At 67.7% G+C, this 14,846-nt stretch carries 16 protein-coding genes; 8 read left to right on the top strand and 8 right to left on the bottom strand.

Translation table 11 applies throughout. The features are described from left to right. The 5 genes from ACIBH2_RS13320 (at window position 1) to rdgB (ending at window position 3,980) form a co-directional block, all read left to right on the top strand. Window positions 1–963: a PLP-dependent cysteine synthase family protein gene (locus ACIBH2_RS13320; protein ID WP_397116653.1), complete on the top strand. Its 963-nt coding sequence runs from the start codon at window positions 1–3 to the stop codon at window positions 961–963. 76 nt (window positions 964–1,039) lie between these two features. After that, window positions 1,040–1,747 (top strand): rhomboid family intramembrane serine protease, encoded by a 708-nt coding sequence (locus ACIBH2_RS13315; RefSeq protein ID WP_397116651.1) that lies wholly within the window; start codon window positions 1,040–1,042, stop codon window positions 1,745–1,747. 68 nt (window positions 1,748–1,815) lie between these two features. Beyond that, window positions 1,816–2,580 carry a cyclic nucleotide-degrading phosphodiesterase gene (locus ACIBH2_RS13310; RefSeq protein WP_397116649.1) on the top strand — a complete coding sequence of 255 codons (765 nt, stop codon included), beginning with the start codon at window positions 1,816–1,818 and terminating at the stop codon, window positions 2,578–2,580. Between the two features lie 21 nt (window positions 2,581–2,601). Continuing rightward, complete coding sequence (gene rph / locus ACIBH2_RS13305) at window positions 2,602–3,372, top strand: ribonuclease PH (RefSeq protein WP_397116647.1); 771 nt, start codon at window positions 2,602–2,604, stop codon at window positions 3,370–3,372. After that, the gene (gene rdgB, locus ACIBH2_RS13300) at window positions 3,369–3,980 is read left to right on the top strand and encodes an RdgB/HAM1 family non-canonical purine NTP pyrophosphatase (RefSeq protein WP_397116645.1); all 612 of its coding nucleotides are present in this window, start codon (window positions 3,369–3,371) and stop codon (window positions 3,978–3,980) included. Before rph ends, rdgB begins: the two co-directional genes overlap by 4 nt. Before the next feature lie 56 nt (window positions 3,981–4,036). On the opposite strand, the gene ACIBH2_RS13295 is transcribed toward rdgB, so the two are convergent. The 6 genes from ACIBH2_RS13295 to ACIBH2_RS13270 form a co-directional block, all read right to left on the bottom strand. Beyond that, window positions 4,037–4,426, bottom strand: a complete 390-nt coding sequence (locus ACIBH2_RS13295) for a DUF3817 domain-containing protein (RefSeq protein ID WP_397116643.1) — start codon at window positions 4,424–4,426, stop codon at window positions 4,037–4,039. Beyond that, complete coding sequence (locus tag ACIBH2_RS13290; RefSeq protein ID WP_397116641.1) at window positions 4,423–4,851, bottom strand: transcriptional regulator; 429 nt, start codon at window positions 4,849–4,851, stop codon at window positions 4,423–4,425. The genes ACIBH2_RS13295 and ACIBH2_RS13290 overlap by 4 nt, the downstream gene beginning before the upstream one ends. Window positions 4,852–4,922: 71 nt before the next feature. Further along, window positions 4,923–5,798: an oxidoreductase gene (locus ACIBH2_RS13285; protein WP_397116639.1), complete on the bottom strand. Its 876-nt coding sequence runs from the start codon at window positions 5,796–5,798 to the stop codon at window positions 4,923–4,925. A 320-nt stretch (window positions 5,799–6,118) separates the two neighbouring features. After that, complete coding sequence (locus ACIBH2_RS13280; RefSeq protein WP_397117015.1) at window positions 6,119–7,510, bottom strand: lipase family protein; 1,392 nt, start codon at window positions 7,508–7,510, stop codon at window positions 6,119–6,121. A gap of 195 nt (window positions 7,511–7,705) precedes the next feature. Then, a complete protein-coding gene (locus tag ACIBH2_RS13275; protein ID WP_397116637.1) occupies window positions 7,706–8,659 on the bottom strand; it encodes a sigma-70 family RNA polymerase sigma factor in 954 nt (317 codons plus the stop codon). Between the two features lie 89 nt (window positions 8,660–8,748). Next, window positions 8,749–8,973: a hypothetical protein gene (locus tag ACIBH2_RS13270; protein ID WP_397116635.1), complete on the bottom strand. Its 225-nt coding sequence runs from the start codon at window positions 8,971–8,973 to the stop codon at window positions 8,749–8,751. 73 nt (window positions 8,974–9,046) lie between these two features. Here ACIBH2_RS13270 and ACIBH2_RS13265 point away from each other — a divergent pair, with 73 nt between their 5' ends. Further along, a complete protein-coding gene (locus tag ACIBH2_RS13265) occupies window positions 9,047–9,709 on the top strand; it encodes a TetR family transcriptional regulator (RefSeq protein ID WP_397116633.1) in 663 nt (220 codons plus the stop codon). Between the two features lie 55 nt (window positions 9,710–9,764). Continuing rightward, window positions 9,765–11,792 (top strand): MFS transporter, encoded by a 2,028-nt coding sequence (locus tag ACIBH2_RS13260; RefSeq protein WP_397116631.1) that lies wholly within the window; start codon window positions 9,765–9,767, stop codon window positions 11,790–11,792. Between the two features lie 52 nt (window positions 11,793–11,844). Here the strand turns inward: ACIBH2_RS13260 and ACIBH2_RS13255 are convergent, their stop codons facing one another. Continuing rightward, window positions 11,845–13,062, bottom strand: coding sequence for an FAD-dependent monooxygenase (locus ACIBH2_RS13255; RefSeq protein ID WP_397116629.1), 1,218 nt, complete (start codon window positions 13,060–13,062; stop codon window positions 11,845–11,847). 193 nt (window positions 13,063–13,255) lie between these two features. Next, window positions 13,256–13,924: a PadR family transcriptional regulator gene (locus ACIBH2_RS13250; RefSeq protein WP_397116627.1), complete on the bottom strand. Its 669-nt coding sequence runs from the start codon at window positions 13,922–13,924 to the stop codon at window positions 13,256–13,258. A gap of 115 nt (window positions 13,925–14,039) precedes the next feature. Here ACIBH2_RS13250 and ACIBH2_RS13245 point away from each other — a divergent pair, with 115 nt between their 5' ends. After that, window positions 14,040–14,798, top strand: coding sequence for an enoyl-CoA hydratase-related protein (locus tag ACIBH2_RS13245; protein ID WP_397116625.1), 759 nt, complete (start codon window positions 14,040–14,042; stop codon window positions 14,796–14,798). Window positions 14,799–14,846 lie beyond the last annotated feature (48 nt).

Below are 14,846 nucleotides of genomic sequence, written 5' to 3'. Positions count from 1 at the left end.
GTGGCGCGCTACGAGTCGCTGATCGCGACGCTGGGCAATACCCCGCTGGTCGGGCTCAAGACGCTGTCGCCGAAATGGGACGGCGACGACCATGTGCGGCTGTGGGCCAAACTCGAGGACCGCAATCCGACCGGCTCCATCAAGGACCGCCCGGCGCTGCGCATGATCGAACAGGCCGAGGCCGACGGGCGGCTCACCCCGGGCTGCACGATTCTCGAGCCCACCAGCGGCAATACCGGTATCTCGCTGGCCATGGCCGCCAAACTCAAGGGCTACCAACTGGTCTGCGTCATGCCGGAGAACACCTCGGTCGAGCGGCGGCAGCTGCTCACCATGTTCGGCGCGAAGATCATCGACTCCCCGGCCGCGGGCGGCTCCAATCAGGCGGTGGCGCTGGCCAAGGAGATCGCCGCCGAACATCCGGACTGGGTCATGCTCTACCAGTACGGCAACCCGGCCAACGCGCTGGCGCACTACGAGACCACCGGCCCGGAGATCCTGGCCGACCTGCCCGAGATCACCCATTTCGTGGCGGGCCTGGGCACCACCGGCACGCTCATGGGCACCGGCCGCTTCCTGCGCGAGAAGCTGCCCGACATCGATATCGTCGCCGCCGAACCGCGCTACGGCGAACTGGTCTACGGCCTGCGCAATCTCGACGAGGGCTTCGTCCCCGAGCTCTACGACGAATCGGTGCTGACCTCCCGCTTCTCCGTCGGCCCCTACGACGCGGTCCGCCGCACCCGCGAACTCATCCTGGAAGAGGGCATTTTCGCGGGCGTCTCCACCGGCGCGATCCTGCACGCCGCGCTCGGCGTCGCCAAGAAGGCGCTCAAGGCGGGCACCCGCGCCGATATCGCCTTCGTCGTCGCCGACGGCGGCTGGAAATACCTCTCCACCGGCGCCTACGACGGCACCCTGGAAGAGGCCGAGGAGCGCCTCGACGGCCAACTCTGGGCCTGACCGCACCTCGTCATCCCCGAATCACGGGGCCGGGCGCAGGTACGCTCGGAGACGAGGCATGCGCTAGGAGGCTTCCATGAGCGGCGGTACGGGTATGGGCGCGTCGTTCGATCCGGATCGGATCGCGCGATTGCGCACCGGATTGGCGAATTCCGACACGGCGACCCGGGGTTCCTCGGCATTGAAGCTGCTGTGGCAGCGCGCGATTGCGATAATTCTCGCGTTTACCGCGGCGCTCTACGGGATAGAGGCCGTCGATTCGGTCACCGGACACGAGCTCGATTACGCGGGCGGGGTCATCCCGCGCAAGGAGTACGGCCTCGACGGAATTCTGTTCGGCCCTGTGCTGCACGCCAATTGGGAACACCTCATCGGTAATACGCTGCCGGTGCTGGTTTTGGGCTTGCTCACACTCCTCACCGGTATCGGCCGAGGGCTCGCGGCGACGGCCATCATCTGGGTGATCGGTGAATCCGGGACCTGGCTCATCGGACAGCCCAACTCGGTGCACGTCGGCGCATCGGTTCTGGTGTTCGGCTGGCTCACATATCTGCTCTCCCGGGGACTGTTCACCCGCAATGTGGCGCAGCTCGCGATCGGCCTGGTGGTGGGGTTGCTGTACGGCTCGATTCTGTGGGGAGTTCTGCCCGGACAGCCCGGAATCTCTTGGCAAGGGCATCTTTTCGGGGCGGTGGGTGGACTGATAGCCGGGTGGGTACTCTCTGGTGATGCACGTCGTCATCGTCGCGAGGCTAACGCCGACCGTCTTGCGTCGTCGGGGTGACAGCGGACCCGGTCGGCGATATGGGGGATCCCCTCTTGAATGAGACAGCGTCGTGGGAGCATGGGGGAATGCGCCTCACCGTTATCGGGTGTTCGGGCAGCGTGTCGGGCCCGGATTCCCCGGCGTCGGGCTATCTGCTCACCGGCCCGGATATGACTCCGACCGTCATCGATTTCGGTCCCGGCGTACTGGGGGCGCTGCAGCGGTATCTGGATCCGGGCGAGGTGGATATCTTCCTCACCCATTTGCATGCCGACCATTGCCTGGATCTGCCGGGTTTGCTGGTGTGGCGGCGCTACCACCCGAATCCGCCGACGGGTAAGGCCATTGTCTACGGCCCCTCCGACACCTCGCTGCGTATCGGCAATGCCTCCGCGGAAATCGGCGGCGAATGCGACGACTGGTCCGACGTCATCGATATGCGGCAATGGTCGGTCGGCGCGCCGATTCCCTTCGGCCCCGGCCACACCGTCGAGGCGCGCCGCATGTTCCATCCGCCGGAGTCCTACGGCCTGCGCATCACCACCGCCGACGGCAAGGTGCTGGTCTACACCGGCGACACCGCGCTCTGCGACGAGGTCTTCGATCTGGCCCGCGGCGCGGACATTCTGCTCGCCGAGGCCTCCTGGACCCACGATCCCGCGAATCGCCCACCGGGCATTCACCTTTCGGGCACCGAGGCCGGAATGATCGCCGCCGAAGCCAAGGTCGGTGAGTTGCTGCTCACCCACATACCGCCGTGGACCTCCCGCGAAGACGTGATCGCGGAGGCCAAGGCCATCTTCACCGGCCCGGTCCACGCCGTATCCCCGGGCGAGACCTTCGAGGTCTGACGGCCCGGCTAGGCTTGGCCCGTGTCTAAACGAGCCGATGGCAGAGCGGACGACGAGCTCCGCGAGGTACGCATAACCCGGGGATTCACCACGCATCCGGCGGGATCGGTGCTGGTGGAATTCGGGCAGACGCGGGTGATGTGCACCGCGAGCGTGACCGAAGGGGTGCCGCCGTGGCGTCGCGAATCCGGAATGGGCTGGCTGACCGCGGAGTACGCCATGCTGCCCGCCGCCACCCACACCCGCAGCGGACGAGAGTCGGTGAAGGGCAAGGTGGGTGGCCGCACCCAGGAGATCTCCCGGCTCATCGGACGTTCGCTGCGCGCGTGCATCGACCTGTCGACCATCGGTGAGAACACCATCGCCATCGACTGCGACGTGCTGCAGGCCGACGGCGGCACCCGCACCTCCGCCATCACCGGCGCGTACGTGGCGCTCTCCGATGCCGTCACCTATCTGGCGGCCGCCGGGCAGCTGACTGATCCGCAGCCGATCTCGTGTGCCATCGCCGCCGTGAGCGTCGGCGTGGTCGACGGCCGGGTGCGCCTGGATCTGCCCTACGAGGAGGATTCGCGCGCCGAGGTCGATATGAACGTCGTGGCCACCGATACCGGCACGCTGGTCGAGATCCAGGGCACCGGCGAGGGCGCGACCTTCCCGCGCTCCACCCTCGACAAGCTGCTCGACTCCGCGCTGGCGGGCTGCGAGCAGATCTTCGCCATTCAGAAGGAAGCCCTGGCGCTCCCGTACCCGGGTGTGCTGCCGGAACCGGTGGAGTCGAAGAAGCGATGACCCGCCGAGTACTGGTCGCCAGCCGAAACGCCAAGAAGCTCAACGAATTGCGGCGCATTCTCGATGAGGCCGGGGTGGCCGGAATCGAGATCGTCGGGCTGAACGACGTGCCCGAATACGACGAGGCGCCCGAAACCGGCGCGACGTTCGAGGAGAACGCCGTCGCCAAGGCCCGCGACGGCTTCGTCGCCACCGGATTGGCTTGTGTCGCAGACGATTCCGGTGTCGCGGTGGATGCCCTCAACGGTATGCCGGGGGTGCTCTCGGCGCGCTGGTCGGGGACGCACGGTGACGACGCGGCGAACAACGCGCTGCTGTTGGCCCAGCTCGGCGATGTGCCCGACGAGCGGCGCGGGGCGCAGTTCGTCTCCGCGTGCGCGCTGGTGGCCGACGGTGTCGAGGTGATCGTGCGCGGCGAGTGGCCGGGACGTATCGGGCGAAAGCCGGTGGGCGACGGGGGATTCGGATACGACCCGCTGTTCACCCCGGAAGGCGAGACCCGCACGGCCGCGGAGTTGACCCCCGCCGAGAAGGACGCCCAGTCCCATCGAGGGCGGGCCCTGCGGCAATTGCTTCCGCATCTTGCGGCCTTGGCCGACCGAGGTTGAGAATGGTTGGGCCCCTGCTGACTGGTCAGCGGGGGCCCAAATCTTTTCGGCGGGTGTCAGAGCCCGAAGGTCTGCTTGACCTCCTTGGTCCGCTTGTGTTCGAACACGAACGACAGGAACGGGATGGTGCCCGCCAGGGCGGTGGCGAAGGTGGTCATCGGCTGCCAGCGCGCCTTGATGCCCAGGTCGATGGTGAAGACCAGGTAGAGCATGTAGAAGATGCCGTGCACCTGCCCGATGTAGAACAGCCAGCCGGGCGCGGTGCTGGAATCCTCCAGCAGCAGGTACTTATAGATCATCTCGCCGGTCAGGACCAGCAGCCATAGACCGGTGATCCAGGCCAGCACCCGGTAGCGGGTCAGCGCGCCGCGAATCTTCTCGGGCGCGGCCGCACCGGCCGGGCGGGGCGCGAGGGTGGTCTCTGCGGAGTTGTCGCGGGTGCTCACCCGGCGCTCCTCTCGGTGTCGGGACGCATACCCGCCGCGCGCAGTTGCTCGGCGACATCGTGGGCGTGCAGGTCGGCCAGGTATTTGTTGTATTCGGCGAGTTCCGGATCGGTGTCGCGGGCGGCCTTGGGCCGTTCCGGCAGAATTCCGGCGGGGATCTCGCGCGGGGCGGCGGCCTTGGTGCGCTTCACCTTCGCGGGCGTTGCGGCCTCGGTGTCGGCTTCGCTCTCCAACCGCACGAAGCGGAAATACGACCACACCGCGAATCCGGCGAACAGCGGCCACTGCAGCGCGTAACCCAGATTCTGGGCGGTGCCGTTGCTGGATTCGAACCGCGTCCACTGCCAGTAGCCCAGGGCCAGGCACACCACGGCCGAAACGGCCACCAGAATGATGAGCGCCGGGCGGCGGTGGGGAGCGGACACGCCTTCAAAGGTACCTGCCTACTACGGGTTGCGTAGTAGGCAGGTGGGCAGAAGAACAGCCGGGGCCGCCGTCAGAATTTGTAGGCGACCCCGGTCAACCGCTCCGACTCGTCCCAGAGCCGCCGCCACAGTTCGCGGTCCTGCGACAGCTTGCTCGACGGGGACGGCTCGACCGGTCCCTGACTGCCCATCCAGCGGGTCGGACCCCAGTAGACGGTCGGGTCGGCGTCGGGCTCGGTGGCGGCGAAGAGCGAGGAGTGCGCGGCCTGGGCGGGGGACTGGCCGACCAGGCGAATGAATGGCTTGGAGATCTTGTCGATCGGGGTCTCGGTCTTGGCGAACAGGTCGGTCGCCGAGACGCCGGGGTGCACGCCGTAGGAGCGCTTGGCGGATCCGGCCTCGGTGAGCCGCCGCTGGAGTTCGCGGGCGAACATGAGGTTGGAGAGCTTGGACTGGGCGTAGGCGAGATTGCGCTGGTAGCGGCGCTTCTCGTAATTGAGGTCGTCGACCCAGAGCTTGGGGGTCTGCTTGTGCGCAATGGAGGCGATGGTGACCACGCGGTCGCGGATCTTGTCCAGCAGCAGGCCGGTCAGGGCGTAGTGGCCGAGATGGTTGACGCCCCACTGGGTTTCGAAGCCGTCCTTGGTGCGCGAGAACGGGATGTTCATCAGGCCCGCGTTGTTGATGAGCACATCGAATTCGCCGGTGCTCTCGGCGAATGCGCGGACCGAGCTCAGATCGGCGAGATCCAGTGCGTCGACGCGGACGTCACCGTCGATGCGGTCGGCGATCTCCTGCGCCTTGGCGGTATTGCGGCAGGCCATGATGACGGTGGCGCCCTTGCCCGCGAGCACCTTGGTCGTCTGCTCGCCGATACCGCCATTGGCTCCGGTGATCACGAAAACGCGCCCGGACTGATCCGAGATTTCGCTGGGCTTCCACGCCATTGGTCAGACCTCACTGGAGTTCGGTTCGGTGCGCGAGGCTGGTAGCAGCCCCGCGTCCCCGACCTTACTCCAGAGTAAGTTCCGTGGGTAGGGGAAGGGGCCACTCTGGCGTCTCGTGCCCCGTTGCTGGCGCAACGGGGCACGAGAGGGGATGGGAAAGAAGGGCGGTGGCGTCGCCTGCGGCTGCCGATGGGATGGCCGAAGGCGGTGGTGTCGTCCGCGGGGTCAGCGGCTGCCGGTGGGGTGGCCGAAGGTGGTGGCGTTGCCCGCGGGGTCAGCGGCTGCCGGTGGGTGACCGAAGGTGGTGGCGTCGCCCGCGGTCAGCGGCTGCCGATGGGGTGGCCGAAGGCGGCGGCGATGGTGGTGCCGACGACGTCGTTCCAGACTTGCCAGGTGGCGGGGTCGAGGGTCATGGAGCCGACGTCGGTGGTGCGGCAGCCGGGGGTGGCGGGGATGCCCGCGAAGCGGTTCTTCATCCAGAGCAGGGCGCGGGGTGCGCCGATGGGGTCGAGGGTGAGGTGTTCGCTGAAGTGGTCGCGGGTGTATTCGACGCGGGCGTTCGGGTCGGCGCAGTAGGTGTCCACGAGGGTGTTGACCGGGCCGACCGGAATGAGCCAGTCCATGTTCGCCTGGAAGAGGAACAGCGGCATGTCGGGGGTGGTCTTGCCCATGCGGGTCTTGTCGAGCACGTCGAGGACGCCGGGGTCCTGGAACGGGTCGGCGTCGAGCATGCCGATGTTGTCACCGAAGGGGATCAGATACGACTGATACATCGCGCACAGCGGATCCTTGACGAACTTCAGCGCGCGACCCAAGGGGTTCAAATGCCGGTCGAGGAAGGTCGACAGCTGCGGGTACTCGCGCGAAACCCCAAGGGTGGCAGCGAGAATCAGTCCGGAGGAGAGGTTGCCGTTGGCGAGCTTCAGCGCCGCGGACAGATCCGCCGGAATCCCGCCCGCCGCCGCGCCCACCACATTCAGCTCCGGCGCGTAGCTCGACTTCAGCTCCGCCGCGTGCCCGGTCGCGATGGCCCCGCCCGAATAACCCATGAGCCCCACCTTGGTCGCGGTCCCCGACAGCTCCATGGGGCTGAAGTTCTCCGCCGCGCGGATCCCGTCGAGGGTGATGCGCCCCGCCAAAGGCCCTGCGGCATAAGCGGAATCGGGCCCCTGGTAATCCGGGACCACGGCCGCCCAGCCCTGCGCCAGCGCCGCCTGCACCTCCAGGAACTGCGCGGCCACCAGGATCGACCCGGTGATCGGAGCCGGAATCGACCCCATCTGCAACTGGTAGGAGGGCATGCAGTAGTTGCCGGTCGAGTCCTCGGCGATCTGATACGAGAACAGCGGCCGATCCGCGACGTACCCGCGCGGCTTCATGACGGTCGCGACGGCCGCGATCGGCTCATCGCGCGAATTCGTGGACCGGAACGACAGCTGCCAGGCATCAACGTTCACCGGCAGGAGCGACAGGTTGGCGAGGTTGACCTGTCGAGCCGCGATGATCTCGCCGGGCCGCTTGTCGAGGTAGGTCTCCGGCGCGGGCCGATAGAACGCCGGGTCGAAACCCGGCGGCGTGGGCGGAACCGGGAACGGCAGCGGCGGCTGCACCGGCACGTCGGCGAGTTGGATGGCCGGGCCGTCGATGGGGTCGGCCAGGGCCGAGCCCGTCGACAGCAGGGGCAGCGTCGCCGCCGCGGCGGCCAGTGCCATCAGCAGCTTGGGTACGCGAATGCGCGATGGTGCCACAGTGAACCTCTCCTGAGCGGGCCGAAGTGAGCCCGCCTGGTTTCAAAAGTGGAACCGAGTATGCACCACCCATGACGTGAGTCACAAGCTGCGCCCACGTAGGACGCGCCGCACCGGCGCGGACCTGGCGTGCACGTCCGGCGGCGACCCCGCGCGGCGCTACCCCAGCAGGTCGGCGAGCAGTGTCCTGCGCGCCGGTTGCCGCAGCTTCGCCATGGCCTTGGCCTCGATCTGCCGCACCCGCTCCCGGGAAACGCCGAACAGTCGCCCGATCTCGTCGAGCGTGCGCGCCTCCCCGCCATCGAGCCCGTAGCGCAGCGCGATCACCTGCGCGTCCCGCTCGGGCAGCGTGCGCAGCGCCTTGACCAGCTGCCCGTGCAGCGCGGTCTCGGTGACCATCTCCGAGGGGTCGGGTCCCTCGTCGGCGATGATCGCGCCCAGCTCGGCGTCGTCGTCGCCGATCGGCATGTGCAGTGAGATCGGCTCGCGCGCATGCCGTTTCATCTCCCGCACCTGCGCTGCCTCCAGATCCAGCTCGGCCGCGATCTCCTCGACGGTGGCGTCGCGGCCCAGTTGCTGCGAGAGCGCCCGCTCGGTCTTGGTGACTCGGTTCATCACCTCGACCACATGCACCGGAATCCGAATGGTTCGGCTCCGGTCCGACAGCGCCCGCCCGATGGACTGCTTGATCCACCAGGTGGCATAGGTCGAGAGCTTCAGTCCGCGTTCGTGATCGAACTTCTCGATGGCCCGCATGAGCCCGAAGGTGCCCTCCTGTACCAGATCCAGCAGCGACCAGCCGGTGGGAATCGGATAGTGCTTGGCGATGGAGACGACCAGGCGCAGATTGGCGCGCACCATATGGTCGGTGGCCCGACGGCCGTCGGCCACGGTGCGCTGTAGTGCGCGCCGCTCCTCGGCGCTGAGTTCGACCGCGCTGGAAGCGATGTCGTCGAGCCGCTGCTGGGCCTGCGCACCCCGCGCGATCCGTGCCGCGAGCTGGTGTTCCTGTTCGGGGGTCAGCAGTGCGGTACGCCCGATGGCCCGCAGATAGTCCTTCACCGGATCCGCGCTGAGGGTCGCGGTGGCGGTGAGTTCGGTGGAGAGGGTCACGGGGACTCCTGACGTCGAGCGGGCGGGCTGGAGGTTCGTGGAGCGGGGTGGCGGGTTGGTGCCCGCCACCCCTGTAACGCGGAGAGTGCTCAACCGCGTCCCGGAATGCGCAACGGCTTGCGCGGCTGGTTGCCGCGATGCACCGGCATCGGCTTCACCGGACCGGACTTGCGCGAGTGGCGCGGCATCGGAAACCCGGGGGCGGCGTGCCGGGATCGGTGGGTGTGGGTCGTCATATCGGCCATGTGGGCTGCTCCCATTCGAGTGGTGTGGACGGTGCTGTCGGCGGCGACTGTCAGGGGGCGGAAGATCATGGGCATAAACTTAGCCCCGACCTAAAAACATGTCAACCCTGAATTTTGGTCGGGATTAGATATGCTGGTCGACATGAACGCACAGACCATCGATCCGAAGGCCGCCACCCTCGGTCTTCGGGAACGGAAGAAGCGCCAGACCAGGGACAACATCTCCACCGTCGCCACCCGCCTCTTCCTGGAGCGCGGCTTCGACGCCGTCACCATCGCCGAGATCGCCGCGGCGGCCGACGTCGCCAAGATGACCGTCACCAACTACTTCCCGCGCAAGGAGGACCTGATCCTCGATCTGCACGAGGAGTTCGTGGCCAAGCTGCCGCGTTCGGTGCGGGGGCGACAGCCCGGTGAGTCGGCCCTGGCCGCGCTGCGCCGCGACTACCTCACCGACGCCGCCGAGCTGAACCCCATCGTCGGGTTCGCCATCCCCGAATTCGCGCGCGTGGTCACCGGCAGCCCGGCGCTCGTCGCGCGTTTGCGGGAATTTCACGAGGACCGCGAGAAGGCGCTCGCCGAAACCTTGGCCGAGGAGACCGGCGTGGCACCCGACGACCTGACCGCGCAGGTGGCCGCGGCCCTGCTCGCCGGGGTGCACCGGCTGCTCTTCGAAGAGACTGTGCGTCGTGCCTGCACCGGAGCCACCAAAGAGGAATTGGGCGCGGTCATGACCCCGCGCATCGCCGCCGCCTTCGATCTGCTCGAACCGGCACTGGGCCACTACGCGGTGCGCGCCGACTGAACCGGTTGCCGTGTCGTTGCCATAATTCGGTACAGCCCCCTCGGATACTGAGCCGATGACCAGCGCCACCGCGCCCGCGGCGTCCCCGTCCCTGAGTCGCGGCGGCGTGAACGTCGTCTTCGCGACGGTCGTGCTCGGCATGCTCATGGCGGCGCTGGACCAGACCATCGTGTCCACGGCGCTGCCGACCATCGTGGCCGATCTCGGCGGCGCGGGGCATATGGCGTGGGTGGTGACGGCGTACCTGGTGACCGAGGCGATCGCCACCGCCTTGGCGGGCAAGTTCGGCGATCTGTTCGGCCGCAAACTCGTATTCCAGCTCAGCGGCGCGATTTTCATTCTCGGTTCGGTGATCGCCGGTATGGCACACGGTATGACGCTGCTCATCGTGGCCCGCGGTATTCAGGGTGTCGGCGCGGGCGGGCTCATGGTCACCTCCATGGCGCTCATCGCCGATGTCATCCCGCTGCGCGAACGCGGCAAGTACCAAGGCGCGCTGGGCGCGGTCTTCGGTCTCACCACGGTGCTGGGCCCCACCCTGGGCGGCCTGTTCACCGACCACCTGAGCTGGCGATGGTGCTTCTACGTGAACGTGCCCCTCGCCATCGTCATGATCGTGATGGCCGCCAAGTTCATTCCGCGCGTGCGCGCCGCCACCAAGCCCGTGGTGGACTACCTCGGCATCGCCCTGGTGTCCATCGGCGTCACCTGTCTCATTCTCGGATTGGAGTGGGGCGGACAGGAATACGCGTGGGGTTCGGGCATGATCCTCGGTCTGTTCGCGGGTGCGGCGGCGGCCCTGGCGGCCTTCGTGGCGGTGGAGTTCCGGGCCGAGGAGCCCATGCTGCCCATGCACCTGTTCCGCAGCAATGTCTTCACGGTCTGCTCGGTGCTCAGCTTCATCGTCGGCTTCGCCATGCTCGGCGCGATGACCTTCCTCCCGGCGTTCCTGCAGTACGTCATGGGCGTCTCGGCGACGGCCTCCGGCGTGCAAACGCTGCCGTTGGTGGTCGGCCTGTTCGCCACATCGATCTTCTCCGGCATCGTGGTGGGCCGCACCGGCAAGTACAAGATCTTCCCGATCCTGGGCACCGCCATCATGGCGGTCGGGCTGTATCTGATGTCGACCATGGACGAGTACACCGGCTTCTGGGAACAGTCGACGTACATGATGATCCTGGGCCTGGGCATCGGCCTGACCATGCAGGTGCTCACCATCGCGGTGCAGAACACGGTGCCCTACGCCGATCTCGGCACCGCCACCTCCGGCGTGACCTTCTTCCGGACCATCGGCAGTGCTTTCGGCACAACGATTTTCGGCACCCTCTACACCAATCAGCTCACCCCGAACATGGCGACCGCGTTGGAGGAGGCGAAGGTGGTGCCGCCGCAGGTGGCCTCGAACCCGGAGGCGCTGTGGAGTCTGCCCTTCACCGAGATCGCGCCGATCGTGCACGCCTACGCCGAGTCCATCGGCTACGTGTTCCGCTGGGTGGTGCCGGTCGCGGTGATCGGCTTCGGGGTGGCGTGGCTGCTCAAACAGGTGCCGTTGCGCGACAGCGTGCGGGCCGAGGCCTCCGATGTGGGCGGCGGCTTCTCGGTACCGGATTCCCCGGATCGCCTGGTGCAGTTGGAGAATGCCGTCGGCCGGGTGATTCGCAAGCTGCGTGACAATGCCCTTCCGGATCCGGAAATCCTTGCCGCGGCGGGCAGTTCGCTCAGCCGAGGGGAAGCATGGGCGTTGGGACAGATCCGCATACACGAGCGGGTGCGCGGGGCGGCGACGGTCTCGGAGATCGCCCGCACGCATTGGGTGCCGCCCGAGGTCATCGCGCCGGTGTACGAGCGCGCCGAACGCGCGGGCCTGCTCGAAATCGACGGTGAGCGAATAACTCTCACCGCCGCGGGCCATGCCGAGAGCGATCGGATTCGCGCGGCCTGGCGCAATTGGCTCGACACCCAGCTCGACGACTGGGACCTCACCGATCCGGAGGACCGGGCACTGCTCGACAAGGCGCTGGACAATATCGCCGCCAAACTCCTGGACGAGGCCGAGCGTCCGGAGATCGTGGCGGCGCGCTGACGACCACGGCCGCGCACCGTCGAACAGTGCGCGGCCGTAGTGCTTTCAGCGATCAGGCGGCTACCCGCACCGGCCGCACCGGCGCGTCCCAGTCGATGCGGAAGCGCTGTTCGGCCCCGAAGGTCTTCTCCGGGTTCATGGCCTTGAACATGAGCGGCATGAACAGATACATGGCCTTGCGGGCGATCGGCCCGGCCGCCTTGGTCTGGTTCATGCGCGCCACCCGCGCCGCGACCGCCTCCACCCGGGGGCGGCGCATGGCCTCGTAGGTCGCGAAAGCCGTTGTCGGATCGGCGATATCGCGCAGGCAGCGGGCCAGTTCGATGGCGCTCTCGATGGCCAGCGAGGCCCCCTGCCCGGAGGTGTTGCTCGGGGCGTGAATGGCATCCCCGGTCAACACCATCCGGCCTCGGTACCAGTGCGGCACCGGCGGCATGACGTGCAGCGCGCCGACCACCTCGAGGTTCTCGGCCGTGGTGTTGTTCGCCAGTTCGGCTCCCGGCACGTCGTCGACGTAGATCTCGCGCAGCACGCGCAACCACTCCTCGGCCGGTACCGCCCGCGCCTCGGTGAGCGAAAGGTACTGCTCGTAGGGCAGATTCGCGCCCCAGCCGACGGTGCCGTCCGGCATGGTCCAGTACAGGTAGTAGGCCTTCTTGCCGAAGGCGAACACCATGGTCTCCGGCGGAATGTCCACCGAACAGTGCGACTGCCCGCCGAAGCCGAGCATGTTCAGGAACTTCGGCCCCGGCGCGTTCGGATCGATGAGACCGCGCACGGTGGAACGGATTCCATCCGCGCCGACGAGCACATCCGCGGTGGCGGTGCTGCCGTCGGCGAAGTGCGCGGTCACGCCGTCGGCGCGCTCGTCGACCTGGACCAGGCGCTTGTTGTACTCGAAGGGCACGCCCGCCGCGACGGCATGGTCGTGCAGCACCTCGTGCAGGGCGAAACGGTCGACCAGATGCAGCGGCTCGACGCCGGTCAGCGAGGGGGTGGTGACGTATTTGCCGCCGATGCTCGCGGCCTGGTGTCGCATCGGTGCGGCGAGGGCGCGCACGGCGTCTCCCGCACCCAGGACATCCAGGGCGGCCAGCCCGTTGGGGGCGAGTCCGAGCCCGGAGCCGATCCCATAGGCGGGGCCGGGGTAGGCCTCGTACACGCGGGCGTCGATTCCGGCCTTGCGCAGGGCGGTCGCGGCCACCGGACCGGCGATGCCGCCGCCGATGACGAGTGCGGTGCGAACGGCCGCGGTGTCTTCGAAAGACATGGATTTCTCCTCGGGTGTCGATTACCCGAACCGCTGCGCGCACAGGGAACCCAGCTATCCTGTAGTTGCCAAACTCGGGGCCGAGTTCGCCTGCACGGAGTCGGTTCGAGACGGTGTTTCCGGGCCTCGGCGTAGGTGTTGCCGCACCTCGCCGGGGTCCGGTTCGATGTGTCGGGGATTGCCCCCGCTGGTGTCAATCCGTGGTCGGTCTGCTCGGCGACGCTCCCTTCATCCGGGCCTCGATCTCCTCGACGTACTCCGCCGGTCGGCCGCTGTCGTGAAAGCACCGCCACTGGTCCAGGTCGGGGAAGCTGCCGTCGGCCATCGAATCACGCAGGGCGCGTACCCATTCCGTTTCGGCCTGCCGCATGGCGATGGTGTACTCCATCTCGACCAGGAACAGTCGGGGCAGGGTGCCGTCGAGGGTGGCCAATTCCGCACGGGCGGTGGCTGTTTCGGCCTCCAGCACGCTCAGTCGTCGGTCGAGCAGTTCGACCGCGTCGTCGGGGGTCAGCACCGCCATGACCGAGAGTCCGGCGACGAATCGGCTCGGCTCCGGCTCCGGGGTGGAGAGGAGTTCCTTTGCCCAGTCCAGCATTTCGGCGCGACCGGCATCGGTGATCCGATAGATGACGCGCTCCGGGCGCGCCCCGTCGCGTTCGCTGCCGACCACCTCGAGAAAGCCGTGCTTCTCCAGGTTCTCCACCACGGTGTAGAGCGAGCCCCATTTCACCGCCATATCGCGGTCCTTGCCGCGCTCCTTCATGGTGGCGGCGATCTCGTAGCGGTGCATGGGCCGCACGGCCAGGGTCGCCAGCACGGCCAGCCCCATGAGATTGCCGACCTTGCGCTTCCGGGCCATCGCGGACACCTCCTTACTCGTCTACGAATATACGCCGACGAGTATTCGGCGACAAGTATTCGAGCCGATGCATACCGACGACGGCCGCGACGGCCTTCCGGTAGCGTCGGAAACCATGGTTGACGTGCAAAGATCCGGTGACACCCTCCGCATCACCATGAACCGCCCGGCCAAGCGCAATGCCCTGTCCTACCAGCACCTGGTGGAATTGCTGACCGCCTTCCAGGAGGCGTGGGAGAGCGACGCGACCGGAATCGTGCTGGCCGCGCAGGGCCCGGTGTTCTCCGCCGGACACGATTTCGCCGATGTGGCGGCGCGCGACCTCGAGGGTGTGCGCGACCTACTGGACCTGTGCACCGAACTCATGCACACCATTCAGTCCGTGCCGCAGGTGGTGATCGCCCGCGTGCACGCGCTGGCGACCGCCGCTGGTTGTCAACTGGTGGCCTCTTGCGATCTCGCGATCGCCGCCGACACAGCGGGTTTCGCGCTGCCCGGCGGTAAGGGCGGCTGGTTCTGCCACACGCCCGCGGTGCCCGTGGCGCGCTCCGTCGGCCGAAAACGCTTGATGGAGTTGGTCCTCACCGGCGACCCGATCGACGCCGCCACGGCGGCCGGATGGGGACTGATCAACCGCGCGGTGCCCGCCGAGGACCTGGACGCGGCCGTCGACGACCTGCTCGCCCGCGCCACCCGGGGCAGCGCGGCCAGCAAGGCACTCGGAAAGCGCACGGTCTACGCACAATTGGACCGGCCCGAGGCCGAGGCCTACGACATCGCACTGGCGATCATGGCCGAGGCGTCCCAGACGGCGGCCGCGAAGGAGGGGATGGCGGCGTTCCTGGAGAAGCGGCATCCGGTCTGGCCGGAGTAGCCCCCGCCTGAGGTCGCATTGCGATCAGCGGCCGATCCGATGTCGAGC

The organism is Nocardia sp. NPDC050406, assembly GCF_044459025.1.
GTDB lineage: Bacteria > Actinomycetota > Actinomycetes > Mycobacteriales > Mycobacteriaceae > Nocardia.
This window is presented reverse-complemented; position numbering and strand designations above follow the sequence as displayed.

Excerpts from the sequence above, each read along its gene's own strand:
- ACIBH2_RS13285 (WP_397116639.1), bottom strand. The coding sequence starts at position 5,798 with ATGGCGTGGAAGCCCAGCGAAATCTCGGATCAGTCCGGGCGCGTTTTC.
- ACIBH2_RS13250 (WP_397116627.1), bottom strand. The coding sequence starts at position 13,924 with ATGGCCCGGAAGCGCAAGGTCGGCAATCTCATGGGGCTGGCCGTGCTG.
- ACIBH2_RS13315 (WP_397116651.1), top strand. The coding sequence starts at position 1,040 with ATGAGCGGCGGTACGGGTATGGGCGCGTCGTTCGATCCGGATCGGATC.
- ACIBH2_RS13245 (WP_397116625.1), top strand. The coding sequence starts at position 14,040 with ATGGTTGACGTGCAAAGATCCGGTGACACCCTCCGCATCACCATGAAC.
- ACIBH2_RS13310 (WP_397116649.1), top strand. The coding sequence starts at position 1,816 with ATGCGCCTCACCGTTATCGGGTGTTCGGGCAGCGTGTCGGGCCCGGAT.
- rdgB (WP_397116645.1), top strand. The coding sequence starts at position 3,369 with ATGACCCGCCGAGTACTGGTCGCCAGCCGAAACGCCAAGAAGCTCAAC.
- ACIBH2_RS13255 (WP_397116629.1), bottom strand. The coding sequence starts at position 13,062 with ATGTCTTTCGAAGACACCGCGGCCGTTCGCACCGCACTCGTCATCGGC.
- ACIBH2_RS13260 (WP_397116631.1), top strand. The coding sequence starts at position 9,765 with ATGACCAGCGCCACCGCGCCCGCGGCGTCCCCGTCCCTGAGTCGCGGC.
- ACIBH2_RS13280 (WP_397117015.1), bottom strand. The coding sequence starts at position 7,510 with ATGGCACTGGCCGCCGCGGCGGCGACGCTGCCCCTGCTGTCGACGGGC.
- ACIBH2_RS13265 (WP_397116633.1), top strand. The coding sequence starts at position 9,047 with ATGAACGCACAGACCATCGATCCGAAGGCCGCCACCCTCGGTCTTCGG.
- ACIBH2_RS13270 (WP_397116635.1), bottom strand. The coding sequence starts at position 8,973 with ATGATCTTCCGCCCCCTGACAGTCGCCGCCGACAGCACCGTCCACACC.